Genomic DNA, 15,616 nt, shown 5'->3' on the forward strand with positions numbered 1-15,616 from the left:
TCAAGATGAAGCACCCCGTCCACCTGACTGCGCACCTTCCTGCGCGCCTGCCCGCGCTGCTCGCAGCCGCCGCCTGTGTCCTGTCATTCGGCGCCGCCGTACCCGGCGTGGCCCATGCCAGCCAGCAGCTTGCTTCCAGCAAAGCTTGCCTGTCCTGCCACGGCGTCGACAAGAAGCTGATCGGACCGGCCTTCAAGGACGTCAAGGCCAAGTACGCAGGCAAGAAAGACGGGCAGCCGCATATGGTCCAGTCGATCCTGAAGGGCAGCAACGGCCAGTGGGGCGCGATGCCGATGCCGGCCAACGCGGTCAGCGAGGCCGAGGCCAATACGCTGGCCAAATGGATCCTGTCGCTCTGATACCCCGGGGGTGGCGTGGCGCCACGGTGACGGTTCTGGCCGCGGTGCTGCTGACCGCGCCGGCAGCGGCGTCAGCGCAGCCCACGCCCACCCGGCAGGCGCAACTGGCGCACTGGCTGCGCGACGACTGCGGCGCCTGCCACGGCATGACGCTGCGCGGCGGCCTGGGTCCGCCGCTGACGCGCGAGGCGCTGGCGGGCAAGCCGCCCGAGAGCCTCGTCGCCACCGTGCTGTACGGGCGGCCCGGCACCGCCATGCCGCCCTGGCAACCCTTCATGACGCAGGATGAAGCCCAATGGCTGATCGAACGACTCCGGGCCGGCACTCCGCCGACCGTCGTGCCCGTCACCACGGCGCCGGCACGATGATGCGCGGCCTGGCCGCTGCCTTAGCCTGCGCCGCGGCACTGTTGGCCGGCTGTGCCAGCGCGGTGCGCGGCACCGGCGATCTCGGCGTGGTGGTGGAACGTGCCGCCGGCCGGCTGCAGATCGTGGAAACCACCGGCATGACGCGGCTGGCCACGGTCGACGGGCTGGGCGACCTGTCGCACGCCAGCGTGGTGTTCTCGCGCGATGCGCGCTACGCCTACGTGTTCGGCCGCGACGGCGGGCTCACGCGCGTGGACTTGCTGGACGCGCGCATCACGCACCGCGTCCTGCAAGCCGGCAACAGCATCGGCGGCGCGATCTCGCAGGATGGCCGCGTAGTGGCCGCGCAGAACTACGCGCCGGGCGGGGTCCGGCTGTTCGATGCCCAGACCCTCGAACCGCTGGCCGACCTGCCGGCCATCGGCCAGGACGGGCGTCGCGCCAAGGTGGTGGGCCTGGCCGACCTGCCGGGCCGGCGCTTTGCCGCCAGCCTGTTCGAGTCCGGCGAGATCTGGATCATCGATGCCGCCGATCCGCGCCATCCGCAGGTGACGCGCCTGCCGGCCGGGCGCGAGCCGTACGACGGCCTGGTCACGCCCGATGGACGCTGGTACCTGGCCGGCCTGTTCGGCGAGGACGGGCTGGCGCTGGTCGACCTGTGGCAAACGCCACCGCAGGCACGCCGCGTCCTGTCGGGCTACGGGCGCGGCAGCCAGCCGCTGCCGGTCTACAAGATGCCGCACCTGCGCGGCTGGGCGATGGCGCAGGGCCAGGCATGGCTGCCGGCCATCGGCCGCCACGAAGTGCTGGTGGCGGATCCGGCGCGCGGCTGGCAGCAGACCGCGCGCGTGGCGCTGGCCGGCCAGCCGGTCTTTGTGATGGCACGCCCGGACGGCCGGCAGGTGTGGGTCAACTTCGCCTTCCCGCACAACGACACGGTGCAGGTCATCGACACCGCCACGCGCGAGGTGATTCGCACCCTGCGGCCCTGCGGCGGAGTCCTGCACATGGAATTCACGCCCAAGGGAGAGGCGCTGTGGCTGTCCTGCCGCGACGACAACCGCGTCGAGGTCTATGACACCGCCAGCCTGGCACGCATCGCCACGCTGCCGGCCGACAACCCCAGCGGCATCTTCTTCACCGCGCGGGCACAGCGCTTCGGCATGTAGGCGGCGCCATGTTCGACGAATTCACCCTGTACGACACGCTGCAGCACGACTTTCCGCTGCAGCCTCGCCCCTACCAGGCGCTCGCGCAAGGGCTGGGCCTGTGCGAGCACACGCTGCTGTCGCTGCTGGCGCGCGATCTGGGCGCGGGCCGGATCAGCCGCGTCGGCGCCGTGTTCGCGCCCAATGTGATCGGCGTCAGCACGCTGGCCGCGCTGAGCGTGCCGACAGCGCAGCTGGATCGCGTGGCCGCGCGCGTCAGCACCTGCGCGTCGGTCAGCCACAACTACGCGCGCAGCGGCCACGCCTACAACCTGTGGTTTGTCGCGGGCGCGCGCGAGCGCGGCACGCTGGATCGCACGCTGGCGGCGATTGCCGACATGGCGGGGCAGGTGCCACTGGACCTGCCGATGGCACGCGAGTACCACATCGACCTGGGTTTTGCGCTCGGTACTGGCAATCGCCGCCAGCGCCGAGTCGCGGCCCCCGTGCTGCCTGTCACGCTGGATGCGGATGACTGGCGCCTGGTGGCGGCGCTCGAGGCGGGCCTGCCGCTGACGCCGCGCCCGTTCCATGATCTGGCGCTGCGCACGCGGCTGCCGATGCCGCGGGTGCTGGAGCGGATTGCGCAATGGTCGGCGCAGGGCGTGATCCGGCGGCTCGGCGTAGTGCTGCGCCACGGCCGCTTCGGCTACCGCCACAACGCCATGTGCGTATGGGACGTGCCGGACGCCCGCGTCGACGCGATCGGCCTGCGCCTGGCACGCCAGCCGCGCGTGACGCTGTGCTACCGGCGCGAGCGGCGCCTGCCGGCGTGGCCCTTCAACCTGTTCGCGATGATCCATGCGCGCGATGCGCACGACCTGCGGCCGGCACTCGACGACATCCGCGCCACCGTGGGGATGGACCAGACCCCCGGCGCGGTGCTGGTCGGCACCCGTTGCTACAAGCAGCGCGGCACGCGCTACGCCACGCAGGAGGCGGCGCGAGCATGACAGCCGATGCCTCCGGTGCCGCGCTTCCCGACTCCTTCGACACCATCGACACCATCGACGCCACCGACCGCCGCATCATCAACGCGCTGCAGCGGGGCCTGCCGCTGGTGCCCCGGCCTTATGCCGAGGCAGCCGCCTCGCTTGGCATCGCGGAGGACGAACTGCTGGCGCGGCTGCGCCGGCTGCTCGACCATGGCGTGCTGACGCGCTTCGGCCCGCTCTACCAGATCGAGCGCGCGGGCGGCCGCTTCGTGCTGTGCGCCTGCCACGCGCCGGAACAGCGGCTCGACGCGGTGGCCGCCGCGATCAATGCCTTCCCCGAGGTCGCGCACCACTACCAGCGCACCCACCACCTGAACCTGTGGTTCGTGCTGGCGGTCGCGCGGGCCGGGGACGTGGCCCCGGCGCTCGCGCGCATCGGCGCCGCGGCAGGCGTCGAGATCCTGCCGTTTCCCAAGGAGCGCGAATTCTTCGTCAACCTCTACCTTCCCGCATGATGTCCGCCGACGCCCACGATGCCATCGACCTTGCCCTGATCCGCGCCACCCAGGCCGGCCTGCCGCTAGAGCCGGCGCCGTTCGCAGCGGTCGCCGCCATGCTGGGCCTCGAAGAAGCCGAAGTCATCGCCCGGCTGGCGGCGATGCAGACGCGCGGCATGCTCCGCCGCATCGGCGCGGTGCCAAACCACTACCGGCTGGGCTGGCGCGCCAACGCCATGACGGTGTGGGACGTGGACGATGCCCGCGTCGATGCGCTCGGCGAACGCGTCGGTGCGCTGCCCTTCGTCAGCCACTGCTACCTGCGCCCGCGCCGCTTGCCGCACTGGCCCTACAACCTGTTCGCGATGGTCCACGCGCATACGCGCGCCGACGCGGCGCCGCAGATAGCCCGTATCGCGGCACTGCTGGGCGACGCCTGCCGCGCGCATGACGTGCTGTGGTCCACCCGCATCCTGAAGAAAACCGGCCTGCGCCTGCCGCCGGCGGGCGCTGCCCCACAGGAGCCACGCTGATGTTCCGCCTGTCCCGATTCATGGAAGCCCTGCGCGATGCCGGGCCAGTGCCGCCTGCCCGCAAGGCCGCCGGGCCGGTCGTGATCTGGAACCTGATCCGCCGCTGCAACCTCAACTGCCGCCATTGCTATGCCACCTCGGCCGATACCGACTTCAAGGGCGAGCTGGATACCGCCGAGGCGCTGCGCGTGCTGGCGCAATTGCGCGATGCGCGCGTGCCCGCGTTGATCCTGTCCGGTGGCGAGCCGCTGCTGCGGCCGGACGTGTATGACATTGCCGCGCATGCGCGCGCGCTCGGCTTCCACCTGTCGCTGTCGTCCAACGGCACGCTGCTCGATGCCGGCCACGCTGCACGGCTGGCCGCAACGGGCTTCGACTATGTCGGCGTCAGCCTGGACGGGCTGCCAGCCACGCACGACCGCTTCCGCCGCAGCGACGGCGCCTTCGCGCAGGCGCTGGCGGGCCTGCGCGTGGCGCGCGCCGCCGGCCTGCGCGTCGGCGTGCGCATGACGCTGACCGAGGCCAACGCCGCGCAACTGCCCGACATGGTCGCGCTGGCCGAACGCGAAGGCATCGACAAGTTTTACCTGTCCCACTTCAACTACGCGGGCCGCGCGCGCAGCCATCGCGCCGAGGACGCGCGGCATGCGCTCACGCGTGCCGCGCTGGACTGGCTGTTCGACCATGTCTGGCAGCGCACGCGCGCGGGCCATGCCGGCGACTTCGTCACCGGCAACAACGATGCCGACGGGGTCTACCTGCTGCACTGGATCGCGCAGCGCTTCCCGCACCGCGTCGCCGACATGCGCCAGCGGCTGGAACAGTGGGGCGGCAATGCGACCGGCGTGGGTGTCGCCAATATCGACAACCTCGGCAATGTGCATCCCGACACGATGTGGTGGCATGTCACGCTGGGCAACGTGCGCGAACGGCCTTTTGGCGAGATCTGGGCAAGCCGCGCCGATCCGCTGATGGCGGGGCTGGCCAGCCGGCCGCGCCCGTTGCAGGGACGCTGCGCTGACTGCGCGCACCGTGCCATCTGCAACGGCAATACGCGAGTGCGCGCGCTCGCACTGACCGGCAACGCGTGGGCGGAAGATCCGGGCTGCTACCTCAGCGACACCGAAATCGCCACCTCGCCCCAAGCGGAGGTGGCGGCATGACACGCCTTGCCCGATGGCTCATGTCCGTGGCGCTCGCTTGCGGGATGCAATCCGCGCTCGCGCACGATCCTGCCGCGTTCTATGGCCAGCACTGCGCCACTTGCCACGGCGCCGACCGCCTCGGCGGCATGGGCCCCGCGCTGCTGCCGGAAAGCCTGGAGCGGCTGCGCCCCAGCGAACTCGACACCGTGCTGCGCGACGGCCGCGCCGCGACGCAGATGCCGGCCTTCGGCGCCACGCTGCCGGCGCCCGAACTGCAGGCCCTGGCGCGCTGGCTGCGCATGGCACCGGCCGCCGCGCCGCAATGGGGCGCCGGCGCGATCCGGGCCAGCCACGTGGTCATGCATGCACCCGGCGCGCTGCCGGCGCGTCCCGTGTTCAGCGCCGATCCGCAGAACCTGTTCGTGGTGGTCGAGGCAGGCAGCCATCACATGACCGTGCTCGACGGCGACAGGCTGGCACCGATCCATCGCTTTGCCACGCGCTTCGCCTTGCACGGCGGCCCGAAGTTCAGCCGCGATGGCCGCTATGTCTACATGGCAAGCCGCGACGGCTGGGTCAGCAAGTACGACCTGTGGAACCTGGCCTATGTCGCCGAGATCCGCGTCGGCATCAACACGCGCAACGTTGCCGTCAGCGACGACGGGCGCTGGGTGCTGGCCGGCAATACGCTGCCGCGCACGCTGGTGCTGCTGCGCGCCGACGACCTGTCGCTGGAGCGGGTGATCGACGTCAAGGGCCTCAGTGGCGACGTTTCGCGGGTATCGGCGGTTTACGACGCGGCGCCTCGCCACAGTTTTATCGCGGCGCTGAAGGACATTGCCGAGGTCTGGGAGATCCCGTATGCCGACGCCGCCGGCGAGCCCCTGGCGTCGCTGGCGCCGCGTGCGATCGTGCTGGACGATGTGCTCGACGACTTCTTCTTCGACCAGCCTTACCGCCATATCCTCGGCGCATCGCGCAGCGGCGGCGGCCAGGTGATCGACCTCGACCAGGGCCGCAAGGTGGCCTCGCTGGCGCTCGGCGGCATGCCCCACCTCGGCAGCGGCATCACGTGGGAACGGGGCGGCCATGCAGTGATGGCGTCGCCCGACCTCGGGCAGGGGCGCATCCCGGTGATCGACATGCAGGACTGGAAAGCTGTCGCCGCCATCCCGACCAACGGCCCCGGCTTCTTCCTTCGCAGCCACGAGAACAGCCGCTACGCCTGGGCGGACGCAATGATGAGCCCGCGGCGCGACACGCTGCAGGTGATCGACAAGCAGACCCTGCAAGTCGCCGGCAGCGTCACGCCCAGCCCCGGCCGCACCGCCGCGCATGTTGAATTCACGCGCGACGGGCGCTATGTGCTGGTCAGCCTGATGGAGCGCGACGGCGCGATCGTGGTCTACGACGCCGCCACGCTGCGGGAAGTGAAGCGCATCCCGATGGACAAGCCCATCGGCAAATACAACGTCTTCAACAAGACCACGCGCTCGGCCGGCACCAGTCATTGACGCCATGCCGCCACGCACGCAGGAGTCACTCGCATGAACTCTCCCCTCAAGCCCGGCAAGGTCTGGCTGGTCGGCGCCGGCCCCGGCAGCCCCGACCTGGTCACGGTGCGCGCGGTGCGCGCGCTCGGCTCCGCCGACGTATGGCTGGTCGATGACCTGGTCTCGCCGGAGATGTCCTGCTATGCCCGGCCCGGCACGCATGTCGAGTGGGTCGGCAAGCGTGGCGGCCGCTGCTCGGTCACCCAGGCGCGCATCCAGCAGCTGACGCTGCAGCATGCGCTGGCCGGCCGCACCGTGGCGCGCGTCAAGGGCGGCGATCCGCTGCTGTTCGGCCGCGGCGGCGAAGAAGCCGCCTTCCTGCGCGCGCACGGCGTGCCGGTGGAAGTGGTCAACGGCATCAGCAGCGGCGCGGCGGCGGCGCAGGCGCTGGGCATCGCGCTGACCCACCGCGCCCACTGCCACGGCGTGACCTTCGTTACCGGGCACACCAGCGAACACGGCTCGCCGGACTGGGACGCGCTGGTGCGCGGCGGCACCACGCTGGTCATCTACATGGGCATGAGCCGGCTCGCGGCGATACGCGACGGGCTGCTGGCGGCCGGCATGCGCGCGGGCATGCCGGCGGCGGTGGTGATGCATGCCGGCGCCACGGAAGAGCGTTCGTGGACCGGCACGGTGCAAACGCTGGCCGATGCATTGACTGCCGGGCTAGCCAGCCCGGCGGTGGTGCTGGTGGGCGGCGTGGTGGCAGAGGCGATGCCGCCGGCGATGGCGCTCTCCTTCGTCGCGCCGCTGGAGTAGCATGGTGCCGCGCGGCCGGCCCGGGTTGCGCCACACCAACAGGCACAACTATGCTGATCAAGGCTCTCACCGCATTTCTATTGATGGCGCTTTGTGTATCGATCCACGCGATCGGCATCCTGGCGGCGTTTCACTGGCTCAAGTGGCGGATCCCGTCGGGGCCGCGCTACTTCTGGCGCGCCACGCATGCGCTGATCAGCCTGGCGGCGTGCACGATCCTGCTGCACCTGCTGCAGATCACGGCATGGGGCCTGTTCTACTACTGGCGCGCGGGGATGCCCGACCTGCGTACGGCCCTGTACTTCAGCGCAGTGACCTACACCACCACGGGCTATGGCGACGTGGTGCTGCCGCAGGAATGGCGCCTGGTGGGCAGCGTGGAAGCGCTGACCGGCATCCTGATGTGCGGCCTGTCGACCGGCTTGTATTTCGCGTTCTTTTCCAGGGTGGTGAGCAAGGTGCTGCGCGACCCGAAAGACGAAGGCCCCGCGCAAGGCGGGGCCGCATAGTGCTGACAGAGCCAAAAGCTGCCAGTGTTGTCTCCCCTCTCCCGCACGCGGGAGAGGGGAGCAAGCCGTTGGCTTAGCGAGCCGCCGCGGCAGTCAGCCAGCCTTCTTCGGTGCTCGCGGCCGCGACCTGGCTGGCGATCGAATTGCCCAGGCGCGTGGCATCGGCGGAGATCGAGTCGCGCGTCATTTCCGTGGCGCCGTGCACGCCGGCGCCACCGGCTGCCGCCATCGCCACATGCCCGGCCGCGGCACCGATGCCGGCGGTTTCCGCGACGCCCGGAACATGGCCCGAATCAGCGCTGGCCACAAAGCTCTGCAGCGGGATCGGCGCGCCGTTGGCGGGCTTGTACGAAATGCGCACATCGGCGCCGACTTCGCTCTTGCCCGCACCCAGGCCGATCAGCAGGCGGCGGCGGCCGCTGCCTTCATCGATCTTGCGGAAATCGCCCTCGACGATCAGCGCGCTGGCACCAGCCGGCGCCGGCGCATCGGAACGCACCGCGTTCAGGCCCATGCCGCGCAGCTCGCGCACGATCTCGTTGGCGACCTGCTCGCGCGCTTCGGCGGCGGTCTGGCCTTGCGCGCTCGCCGACGAGCCGCCGGTGGCCATCATCCTGACCTTCTGCGCCAGGCCGCCGTCAAGCTTCACCTGCCCGGCATCGGCGTCGAACGCGTGGACGTAGATCACGTCGGCGTGCACGGCCTGCATCAGGCCCACCTGGTTGATGCCAGTGACACCGGCGTTGGCGCAGCCGGCGCCGAGCATGGCGGTGGCGGCGAGTGCGGCGATGGTCAGGCGCTTGGTTTGCTTGGCGATGGTCTGGAGAGCGTTGCGCATATCGTTTCCTTTGGGTTGGCGAGTGGTGCCGTCAGTGGTCTGTAAAAGCTGTCACCGACATCGTTGCATCAGGGATCGCAAACCATCGGGAGCTTCTTGCCGCGTTGCCTGCTTCGGGTGTTGCCGAGTGTGTTGCCGTTCGGCATCGCGGTGACGGAAGTATGGGAAAAACCCGCGCGCAGCGCCATCTGGGAATTATTTCGCGCCATGTCACGGCGCGGCGGGGTGCGGCGAGGTGCTGCGCTACGCCGCCGGTGCCTGCAGCGGCAGCGCCACCACCGCTTCGAGCCCGCCGCCATCGCGCGGGCGGAACTGCAGCGAGCCGCCGTGCAGCCGCGCAATGCGCTCGACGATGGCCAGCCCGAGCCCGGTGCCGCCCGCGTGGCCGCGCGCGTTGGCGCCGCGGCTGAAGGGCGCCTTGAGCTGCTCCAGCTCGTGCGCGGCGATACCGGTGCCGCGATCGCCGACCGCCACGTAGGCACACGCGGCATCGCGCCACGTGCGCACGCTGAAGCCAGACTTGCCGTAGACGACAGCGTTCTGCATCAGGTTCATCAGCAGCCGCATCAGGCTGACCGGGCGATAGGGAACCGGCGGCAATTGCGCCAGCGACAGCTCGAACTCATGGCCCAGGCCGGCGAAGTCGGCGGCGAGCTGTGACACCAGCGCGTTGACGTCGCCGGGCTGCGGCTGCTCTTTCTCGCCGCTGCCGGCGTAGTCCATGAACTGCTGCAGGATCGTCTCGATGTGGTCCAGGTAGCCCTCGGCCGAGGCCACGAAGGCGTCGTCGGCGCCGCGCGGGATCGACATGGCCATCGCCAGGCGCAGCTTGGTCAGCGGCGTGCGGATGTCATGCGAGACTCCCGCCAGCATCAGTGCCCGCGTCTGCTCGGCCTGCTGCAACGCCTGCGTCATCTGGTTGAAGGCGCCGCTGACCTGGGCGATCTCGGTCGGACCGTCGGTCGGCAGCGGCGGCGGCGTCGAGCCCGCGCAGATGTCCTGCGCGGCACGCGCAAGGTCCTGCAGCGGCCGGTTCAGGTGGCGCTGGATCAGGTAGCCGGTCAAGGCCGCCAGCAGCGCCAGCGCGGTCGACAGCGCCAGCGCCGTGGCAATGCCGCCGGCGCGCACGTCCTCGCTGATCGGCAGGCCGATCCAGCGGGGCTCGCCGCCCACATGCATGCGGATCCAGAGTTGCTCGGCCTCGCCGGCCTGCCATCGCACCGGCATGTCGGCGGGCAGGTGGCGCCGCAACGCCTCCATGAAGACATCGCGTTGCCAGGTGCGCAGCAGGTGCTGCAGATCGGCCGCGGGTTTCGCCGCGGCGTGCTCGGGCTCTTGCGCCTGCGCGCCCATGCGCGTGGCCGCGGCTCCGCTGGGGTCAAGCGGCATTGCCGCCACCACGCGGTCGAGCGTGCGCACGTAGTCGGCAAAGACGATGGCGGCGCGCTCGATGCGCGGGCGCTGCACGTAATGCATCAGCACCGTCAGCGAGCACGCCTGCGTGATGGCCACCAGCGCTACCAGCAGCAGGATATTGCGCGCCAGCAGCGAGCGCGGCAGCAGGCGCCTGAGCATGGGCGACGAACGGGTCACGAATCCACGCCGGCGACCAGCATGTAGCCGACCCCCCACACGGTCTTGATAAAGCGCGGCTTGGACGGGTCGTCTTCGACGATCTGGCGCAGCCGCAGGATCTGCACGTCGATGCTGCGGTCGAGCGCATCATGGTCGCGCCCGCGCGCCCGCGCCAGCAGGTTCTCGCGGCTGACCGCGCGGTTCGGCGACGATCCCAGCGCGTGCAGCAGCAGCATCTGCGCCGAATGCACTTCGACCGGCTCGCCGCCGCGCAGCAGCGTCTGCTTGCCGACATCGAAGGTGAAGTCGCCGAAGCGCAGCCTCTGCGTGGTCACGGTGGGATCGCCGGCCGACATCTTCTGCCGGCGCAGCAGCGCGCGGATGCGCGCCACCAGTTCGTCGGGTACGAAGGGCTTGGCGAGGTAGTCGTCGGCGCCGGTTTCCAGCCCCGCCACGCGGTCCATCGGATCGCCCTTGGCCGTCAGCATCAGGATCGGCAGCGTGTGGCCCTCTGCCCGAAGGCGCTTGCAGATGGTGAGGCCGTCCTCGGGCTCCATCATCAGGTCGAGCACCAGCAGGTCGTGCGGCTCGCGCTGCAGGTACTTGTCCAGCTGCTTGCCGTCGGCCACCGCGCGCACGCGGAAGCCGTGCCCGGTCAGGAAGCGCTGCAGCATGTTGCGCAGCTCGGCTTCGTCGTCGAGCACGACAATCCTGTTCACCTGTTCCATCACGGGTCTCCGGCGATGCGGCCCTTTGTGCATAGGCGCCTGCAGAAACAATACACAACACAAGCACAGCAATCATCTTCTTCATGTGGGGCGCGGTAGGCCCGCCGGTCATTTACCGGCGCTTTGCGATGGGATACCGAAGGGAAAACCGCCTCGCTGTGCTCAGACCAAGTGTGCGGGCACCCACGCGCCGCCGGCCCAGTGGCCGGGGATCATGACGGGCGGGCGGGTCACGTAGACGGCGCGCGGCGCGACATAGACGGTGCGCGGCACCGGTGCGGCAACCACCACGCGCACCGGAGGCGGCGGCGGGGCAACCACGACCTTGGCGGGCGGCGGCACGTACACCGTGGCGGGCGCAGGGGCCGGCACGTAGACAGGCGCCGGCGGAGGCGGCGTGACCACCACCGGGGGCGTGCTGACCGCCACGGTCGTACCCACCGTGCCGACGGCAGCCACAGTGCCGACCGCTCCGACCGTGGTGACGGTCGTGCCGCCGGTCGTCACCGCCGCGCCGTGGACCACGGTAGTGCCGCCGCCGGTGGTCACCACGCCGGGCGCCACGCTGGTGGCGCTGCCCGAGTGCACGACCGTGCCGCCCTGCGTGCCGGTCACGGTGCCGGAGCGGTAGCAGGTCGAGCCGGCGCAGCTGGTCGAGGCGGCATGCCCGTAGGTATTGCCGTTTGCGCCAGTGACGGTGCCCGACGACGAATACTGGCCCACGCCTTCGCGGGTCAAGCTGCCGGAAGTGGTGGCGGTCTGGCCGTTGGGGCCGGTCAGGTCGCCGCTGTGCGAGCAGGTGCCCCCGGCGCAACTGGTGCTGCCGTCGTGCTGCACCGAGCGCCCGTTGGAGCCGACGGCGGTGCCGCTGTTGCTGAACTGGCCCGGCGCCGTGCGCGTGACGGTGCCGGTATTGGTGGCCAGGCCGCCATGCGGGCCCTCGATGCCGCCGGCGTGCGAGCAGCTGCCGCCACCGCAGGCGCCGATATGCCCGCTCTCGAACGTGCCGCGCGGCGTATAGGCCGTGCTGTGTCCGCCGAATGCCGCGAAGGCGGGCGTGCTCGCCAGGATCACCAGCGCGCCACTGGCGATACCGAGCACGCGGGGCAGGTGCAGGGGCAGGTGCAAGGAAGAGGCAAGATTGCTGAGGCGTTTCGTCATGGCAGGTCCTTCCGGTTCGTTTCTTGCCGCGCTCCGTGGCGCGGCGACGGTCGAACTATAGGAAAGGGACGGCGGCTTTTCGCGGTGGAAAAAATGTCGCGCTGTTACACCGCCCGCGGCCCGCCGGGCATGACATACGGCGAAATAATTGCTGGATGGCGCCGCACGGGTCCAGCCACTACATTTGCCTCACCGACGCAGCAAGCAGCAACCCGCAAGCCAAGCGTCCCACCTCACCGCACTGGACCTGACATGCACATTCTCGGCAGATTCACCCTCTACGTCACGGCGTTTATCGTGGCAGTCTCTCTGGTCGAAGCCTTCGTCCTGGCACGCAAGGCGAATCGCCAGGGCAAAGCCTACCCCTGGCATGAAGTCACCCTGTCGCTGGCCGACCTGGTTGGCCGCAAGCTGCTGGCGCTGCTGCCCCTGTCGCTGGCCGCCCCCGTGTTTGCGTTTGCCTGGCAGCACCGCCTCTTCACGGTCGAGATCAACAGCGCGCTCGCAGTGCTGCTGCTCTTCCTCGGACAAGAGTTCTGCTACTACTGGTACCACCGCGCCTCGCACCGCATCCGCTTCTTCTGGGCGACGCACGCGGTCCACCACTCGCCGAACGAACTGACGCTGGGCACCGCCTATCGCCTCGGCTGGACCGGCAAGATCACCGGCACCGCCATCTTCTTCGCGCCGCTGGTCTTCCTGGGCGTTCGTCCTGAAGTGGTACTGGCCACGGTGAGCCTGAACCTGCTGTACCAGTTCTGGCTGCACACCACCTGGATTCCCAAGCTGGGCTGGCTCGAATACGTGTTCAACACCCCGTCGGCGCACCGCGTGCACCATGCCTCGAACATCGACTACCTCGATGCCAACTACGGCGGCGTGCTGATCATCTTCGACCGCCTGTTCGGCACCTATGTGGAAGAGCGTGCAGCAGAGCCCTGCCGCTACGGCCTGGTCCACCCGACCACCACGCATAACCCGCTGGTCAACCAGTTCGAGCACTGGATCGGCCTGGGCAAGGACATGCTCAACGCTGGCAGCCTGCTGAATGCGATTGGCTATCTGGTGATGCCCCCCGGATGGACCCCGGATGGGTCGGGCCAGACCACGGAGAGCCTGCGGCTGCAGGCGCAGGCTGAGCGGGCGGTGGCAATAGAAGTCAGGTAAGACCTGCGGAATGCAGGGTTGGAAAGCGCGGCAAGTGCCGCGCTCTATTTTTTCTTCCGACAACGCCCCGCGCGGCACCGGTTTTGGCCGTTCAGTACGGCAACCCCACATAGTTCTCCGCCAGCACCCGGCACGCCGCTTCCGAACCCACCAGGTAATCGAGCTCGGCCCGCTGCATGCGCAGCGCAAACGGATCCGCAGCCGGGAAGCGATGCATCAGCGAAGTCAGCCACCATGAAAAGCGCTCGGCCTTCCAGATGCGGCGCAGGCAGCGCGCCGAATAGGCATCCAGCTCCCGCTTGTCGTCATGCCGGTAGGCGGCGACCAGTCCATCGGCCAGGGTCAGCACGTCGCTGGCGGCCAGGTTCAGCCCCTTGGCGCCGGTGGGCGGCACGATATGCGCGGCATCGCCGGCCAGGAACAGGTTGCCGAAGCGCATCGGCTCGCACACAAAGCTGCGCAGCGGCGCGATGCTTTTCTCGATGCTCGGGCCCGTCACCAGCGACTGCGCCGACTGCGGATCGAGGCGGCAACGCAGTTCGTCCCAGAAGCGTTCATCGGACCAGTCCTCCACGCGCTCGCTCGACGGCACCTGTACGTAGTAGCGGCTGCGCGTGCGCGAGCGCATGCTGCACAGCGCAAAGCCGCGTTCGTGGCTGGCATAGATCAGTTCCTCCGCCACCGGCGGCGTGTCCGAGAGGATGCCAAGCCAGCCGAACGGATAGACGCGCTCGAACAGCTGCGTGGCGGTAAGCGGCACGCTCTGGCGGCTGACGCCATGAAAGCCGTCGCAGCCGGCGATGTAGTCGCAGTGGATCTCGTGCGCCACGCCGTCCTTGCGGTAACGGACCACCGGCCTGGCGCCATCGAAATCATGAAGGCTGACATCCTGCGCCTCGTAGACCGTGGTGATGCCCGCTTCCTGCCGCGCCGCCATCAGGTCGCGCGTGACCTCGGTCTGGCCGTAGACGGTCACGCTGCGGCCGACCAGCGCGTGCAGGTCGATCCGATGCCGCTGGCCATCGAACGACAGCTCGATGCCGTCGTGCACCAGGCCTTCCTCATGCAGCCGCGCCGCCACGCCCGCGCGCTCCAGCGCATCGACGGTCACACTCTCGAGGATGCCGGCGCGGATGCGCCCCAGCACGTATTCCGGGCTGCGTTGCTCGACGATGATGTTGTCGATGCCCGCCTTGGTAAGCAACTGCCCGAGCAGCAGGCCGGCGGGGCCGGCGCCGATGATGGCAACCTGGGTGCGCATGTCTTGTCTCCTTGTACATATCGATCTACCGGCGCTAACGATAGTCGGCGGAGGCCCGCTACGGAATGGACAGACCGAACCGATGACAGGACAATCAGAACATTGCTGGTAAACACTGACGCCCCCCGTGAAACCTGTCCCGACCTACTCCCTGTATGGCGTGAATTCGTCCGAGCCGCTGTCTGACCAGCTGCATTTCGAGTCCATCGCCGCGCGCAGCCGCCTGCACGGGTGGGAGATCAAGCCCCACCGGCATGAGCGCTTCCTGCAAATTCTGTACATCCACGCGGGTGGCGGGGAAGCCCTGCTCGAGGAACGCCGCGAGCCGTTGCGCGGCGGCTCGCTGGTGACGATGCCGCCGCGGCACATCCACGGCTTCGTGTTTACGCCGGACACTGACGGCATGGTTGTCACCATGACCGACAGCCACCTGCGCACGCTGCTGGCGGGTGTGCCGGATGCGCTGCCGCTGTTCGACCACCCGCGCCACGACCGCGTGCGGCGCGGGCACGCGCTGGCGGATGCGCTGGCGCTGTTTCGAGGGGAGATGGAAGCGGTGTCCGCCTGGCGCGGGGCGTCGCTGTCGGCGCTGCTGACGCTGGTGCTGATCGGCATTGCGCGGCTGGGCAATGCCGATCAGCCGGCCGCCGCGCGCAGCAGCAGCCGCCCGGCGCGGCACTTTCAGCACTTCCAGCAACTGCTGGAATCGGACTACCGCGAGCAGAAGGAGATCGGCCACTATGCCGGCACCATCGGCATCACGCCTACACAGCTCAACCGCGTGTGCCGCCAGGCCTCAGGGCAGTCAGCGCTGCAGATGATCCACGCGCGCGTGCTCGCCGAAGCGCAGCGCGACCTGCTCTTCAGCGACCTGGAGATCAAGCACATCGCGCTGTCGCTCGGGTTTTCCGATGCGGCGTATTTCTCGCGCTTCTTCGCGCGGCAGGTGGGCCAGGCGCCCACGGAGTTCCGGCAATCGGGGCGGGCGCGGCTGCCGGCGTTCGCGGTGCGCTGACG

The 15,616-nt window shown here is 69.6% G+C and carries 17 protein-coding genes; 12 read left to right on the plus strand and 5 right to left on the minus strand.

Annotation, left to right across the window (positions count from 1 at the left end):
* The first annotated feature begins 5 nt into the window (after positions 1–5).
* From E1J61_RS20975 to E1J61_RS21020, 10 genes are read left to right on the plus strand one after another with little or no spacing between them, the layout of a single operon-like run.
* On the plus strand, positions 6–359 hold the full coding sequence (locus E1J61_RS20975; RefSeq protein WP_133095922.1) for a c-type cytochrome: 354 nt from the start codon (positions 6–8) through the stop codon (positions 357–359).
* Entirely contained in the window at positions 341–727 is a 387-nt protein-coding gene (locus E1J61_RS20980; RefSeq protein ID WP_133095923.1) for a cytochrome c, read from the plus strand. The genes E1J61_RS20975 and E1J61_RS20980 overlap by 19 nt, the downstream gene beginning before the upstream one ends.
* Positions 655–1,896 (plus strand): cytochrome D1 domain-containing protein, encoded by a 1,242-nt coding sequence (locus E1J61_RS20985; protein WP_371704616.1) that lies wholly within the window; start codon positions 655–657, stop codon positions 1,894–1,896. Before E1J61_RS20980 ends, E1J61_RS20985 begins: the two co-directional genes overlap by 73 nt.
* Positions 1,897–1,904: 8 nt before the next feature.
* Positions 1,905–2,888: an Lrp/AsnC family transcriptional regulator gene (locus E1J61_RS20990; protein ID WP_133095924.1), complete on the plus strand. Its 984-nt coding sequence runs from the start codon at positions 1,905–1,907 to the stop codon at positions 2,886–2,888.
* Positions 2,885–3,385, plus strand: coding sequence for an Lrp/AsnC family transcriptional regulator (locus tag E1J61_RS20995; protein ID WP_133095925.1), 501 nt, complete (start codon positions 2,885–2,887; stop codon positions 3,383–3,385). Before E1J61_RS20990 ends, E1J61_RS20995 begins: the two co-directional genes overlap by 4 nt.
* Positions 3,385–3,900 carry an AsnC family transcriptional regulator gene (locus E1J61_RS21000; RefSeq protein ID WP_133096043.1) on the plus strand — a complete coding sequence of 172 codons (516 nt, stop codon included), beginning with the start codon at positions 3,385–3,387 and terminating at the stop codon, positions 3,898–3,900. The genes E1J61_RS20995 and E1J61_RS21000 overlap by 1 nt, the downstream gene beginning before the upstream one ends.
* Positions 3,900–5,063 (plus strand): heme d1 biosynthesis radical SAM protein NirJ, encoded by a 1,164-nt coding sequence (gene nirJ / locus E1J61_RS21005; RefSeq protein WP_133095926.1) that lies wholly within the window; start codon positions 3,900–3,902, stop codon positions 5,061–5,063. Before E1J61_RS21000 ends, nirJ begins: the two co-directional genes overlap by 1 nt.
* Positions 5,060–6,559: a nitrite reductase gene (locus tag E1J61_RS21010; RefSeq protein ID WP_133095927.1), complete on the plus strand. Its 1,500-nt coding sequence runs from the start codon at positions 5,060–5,062 to the stop codon at positions 6,557–6,559. Before nirJ ends, E1J61_RS21010 begins: the two co-directional genes overlap by 4 nt.
* Before the next feature lie 33 nt (positions 6,560–6,592).
* The gene (gene cobA, locus E1J61_RS21015) at positions 6,593–7,360 is read left to right on the plus strand and encodes a uroporphyrinogen-III C-methyltransferase (RefSeq protein ID WP_133095928.1); all 768 of its coding nucleotides are present in this window, start codon (positions 6,593–6,595) and stop codon (positions 7,358–7,360) included.
* A gap of 50 nt (positions 7,361–7,410) precedes the next feature.
* Entirely contained in the window at positions 7,411–7,869 is a 459-nt protein-coding gene (locus E1J61_RS21020; protein WP_207951235.1) for a potassium channel family protein, read from the plus strand.
* A gap of 73 nt (positions 7,870–7,942) precedes the next feature.
* On the opposite strand, the gene E1J61_RS21025 is transcribed toward E1J61_RS21020, so the two are convergent.
* The 4 genes from E1J61_RS21025 to E1J61_RS21040 all read right to left on the minus strand — a co-directional run bounded on the left by E1J61_RS21025 (position 7,943) and on the right by E1J61_RS21040 (position 12,171).
* Positions 7,943–8,707 (minus strand): DUF4410 domain-containing protein, encoded by a 765-nt coding sequence (locus tag E1J61_RS21025; protein ID WP_133095929.1) that lies wholly within the window; start codon positions 8,705–8,707, stop codon positions 7,943–7,945.
* A 243-nt stretch (positions 8,708–8,950) separates the two neighbouring features.
* Complete coding sequence (locus tag E1J61_RS21030) at positions 8,951–10,282, minus strand: ATP-binding protein (RefSeq protein ID WP_133096045.1); 1,332 nt, start codon at positions 10,280–10,282, stop codon at positions 8,951–8,953.
* Between the two features lie 14 nt (positions 10,283–10,296).
* The gene (locus tag E1J61_RS21035) at positions 10,297–11,010 is read right to left on the minus strand and encodes a response regulator (protein ID WP_133095930.1); all 714 of its coding nucleotides are present in this window, start codon (positions 11,008–11,010) and stop codon (positions 10,297–10,299) included.
* A gap of 162 nt (positions 11,011–11,172) precedes the next feature.
* Positions 11,173–12,171: a hypothetical protein gene (locus E1J61_RS21040; protein WP_133095931.1), complete on the minus strand. Its 999-nt coding sequence runs from the start codon at positions 12,169–12,171 to the stop codon at positions 11,173–11,175.
* A 252-nt stretch (positions 12,172–12,423) separates the two neighbouring features.
* Between E1J61_RS21040 and E1J61_RS21045 the strand changes: the two genes are divergently transcribed.
* Positions 12,424–13,338: a sterol desaturase family protein gene (locus tag E1J61_RS21045; RefSeq protein WP_133095932.1), complete on the plus strand. Its 915-nt coding sequence runs from the start codon at positions 12,424–12,426 to the stop codon at positions 13,336–13,338.
* A 91-nt stretch (positions 13,339–13,429) separates the two neighbouring features.
* Here the strand turns inward: E1J61_RS21045 and pobA are convergent, their stop codons facing one another.
* A complete protein-coding gene (gene pobA / locus E1J61_RS21050) occupies positions 13,430–14,599 on the minus strand; it encodes a 4-hydroxybenzoate 3-monooxygenase (RefSeq protein WP_133095933.1) in 1,170 nt (389 codons plus the stop codon).
* Between the two features lie 127 nt (positions 14,600–14,726).
* Here pobA and E1J61_RS21055 point away from each other — a divergent pair, with 127 nt between their 5' ends.
* Positions 14,727–15,614 (plus strand): helix-turn-helix domain-containing protein, encoded by an 888-nt coding sequence (locus E1J61_RS21055; protein WP_133095934.1) that lies wholly within the window; start codon positions 14,727–14,729, stop codon positions 15,612–15,614.
* The last annotated feature ends 2 nt before the right edge of the window (positions 15,615–15,616 follow it).

The organism is Cupriavidus sp. L7L, from assembly GCF_004353535.1.
Classification (GTDB): domain Bacteria; phylum Pseudomonadota; class Gammaproteobacteria; order Burkholderiales; family Burkholderiaceae; genus Cupriavidus; species Cupriavidus oxalaticus_A.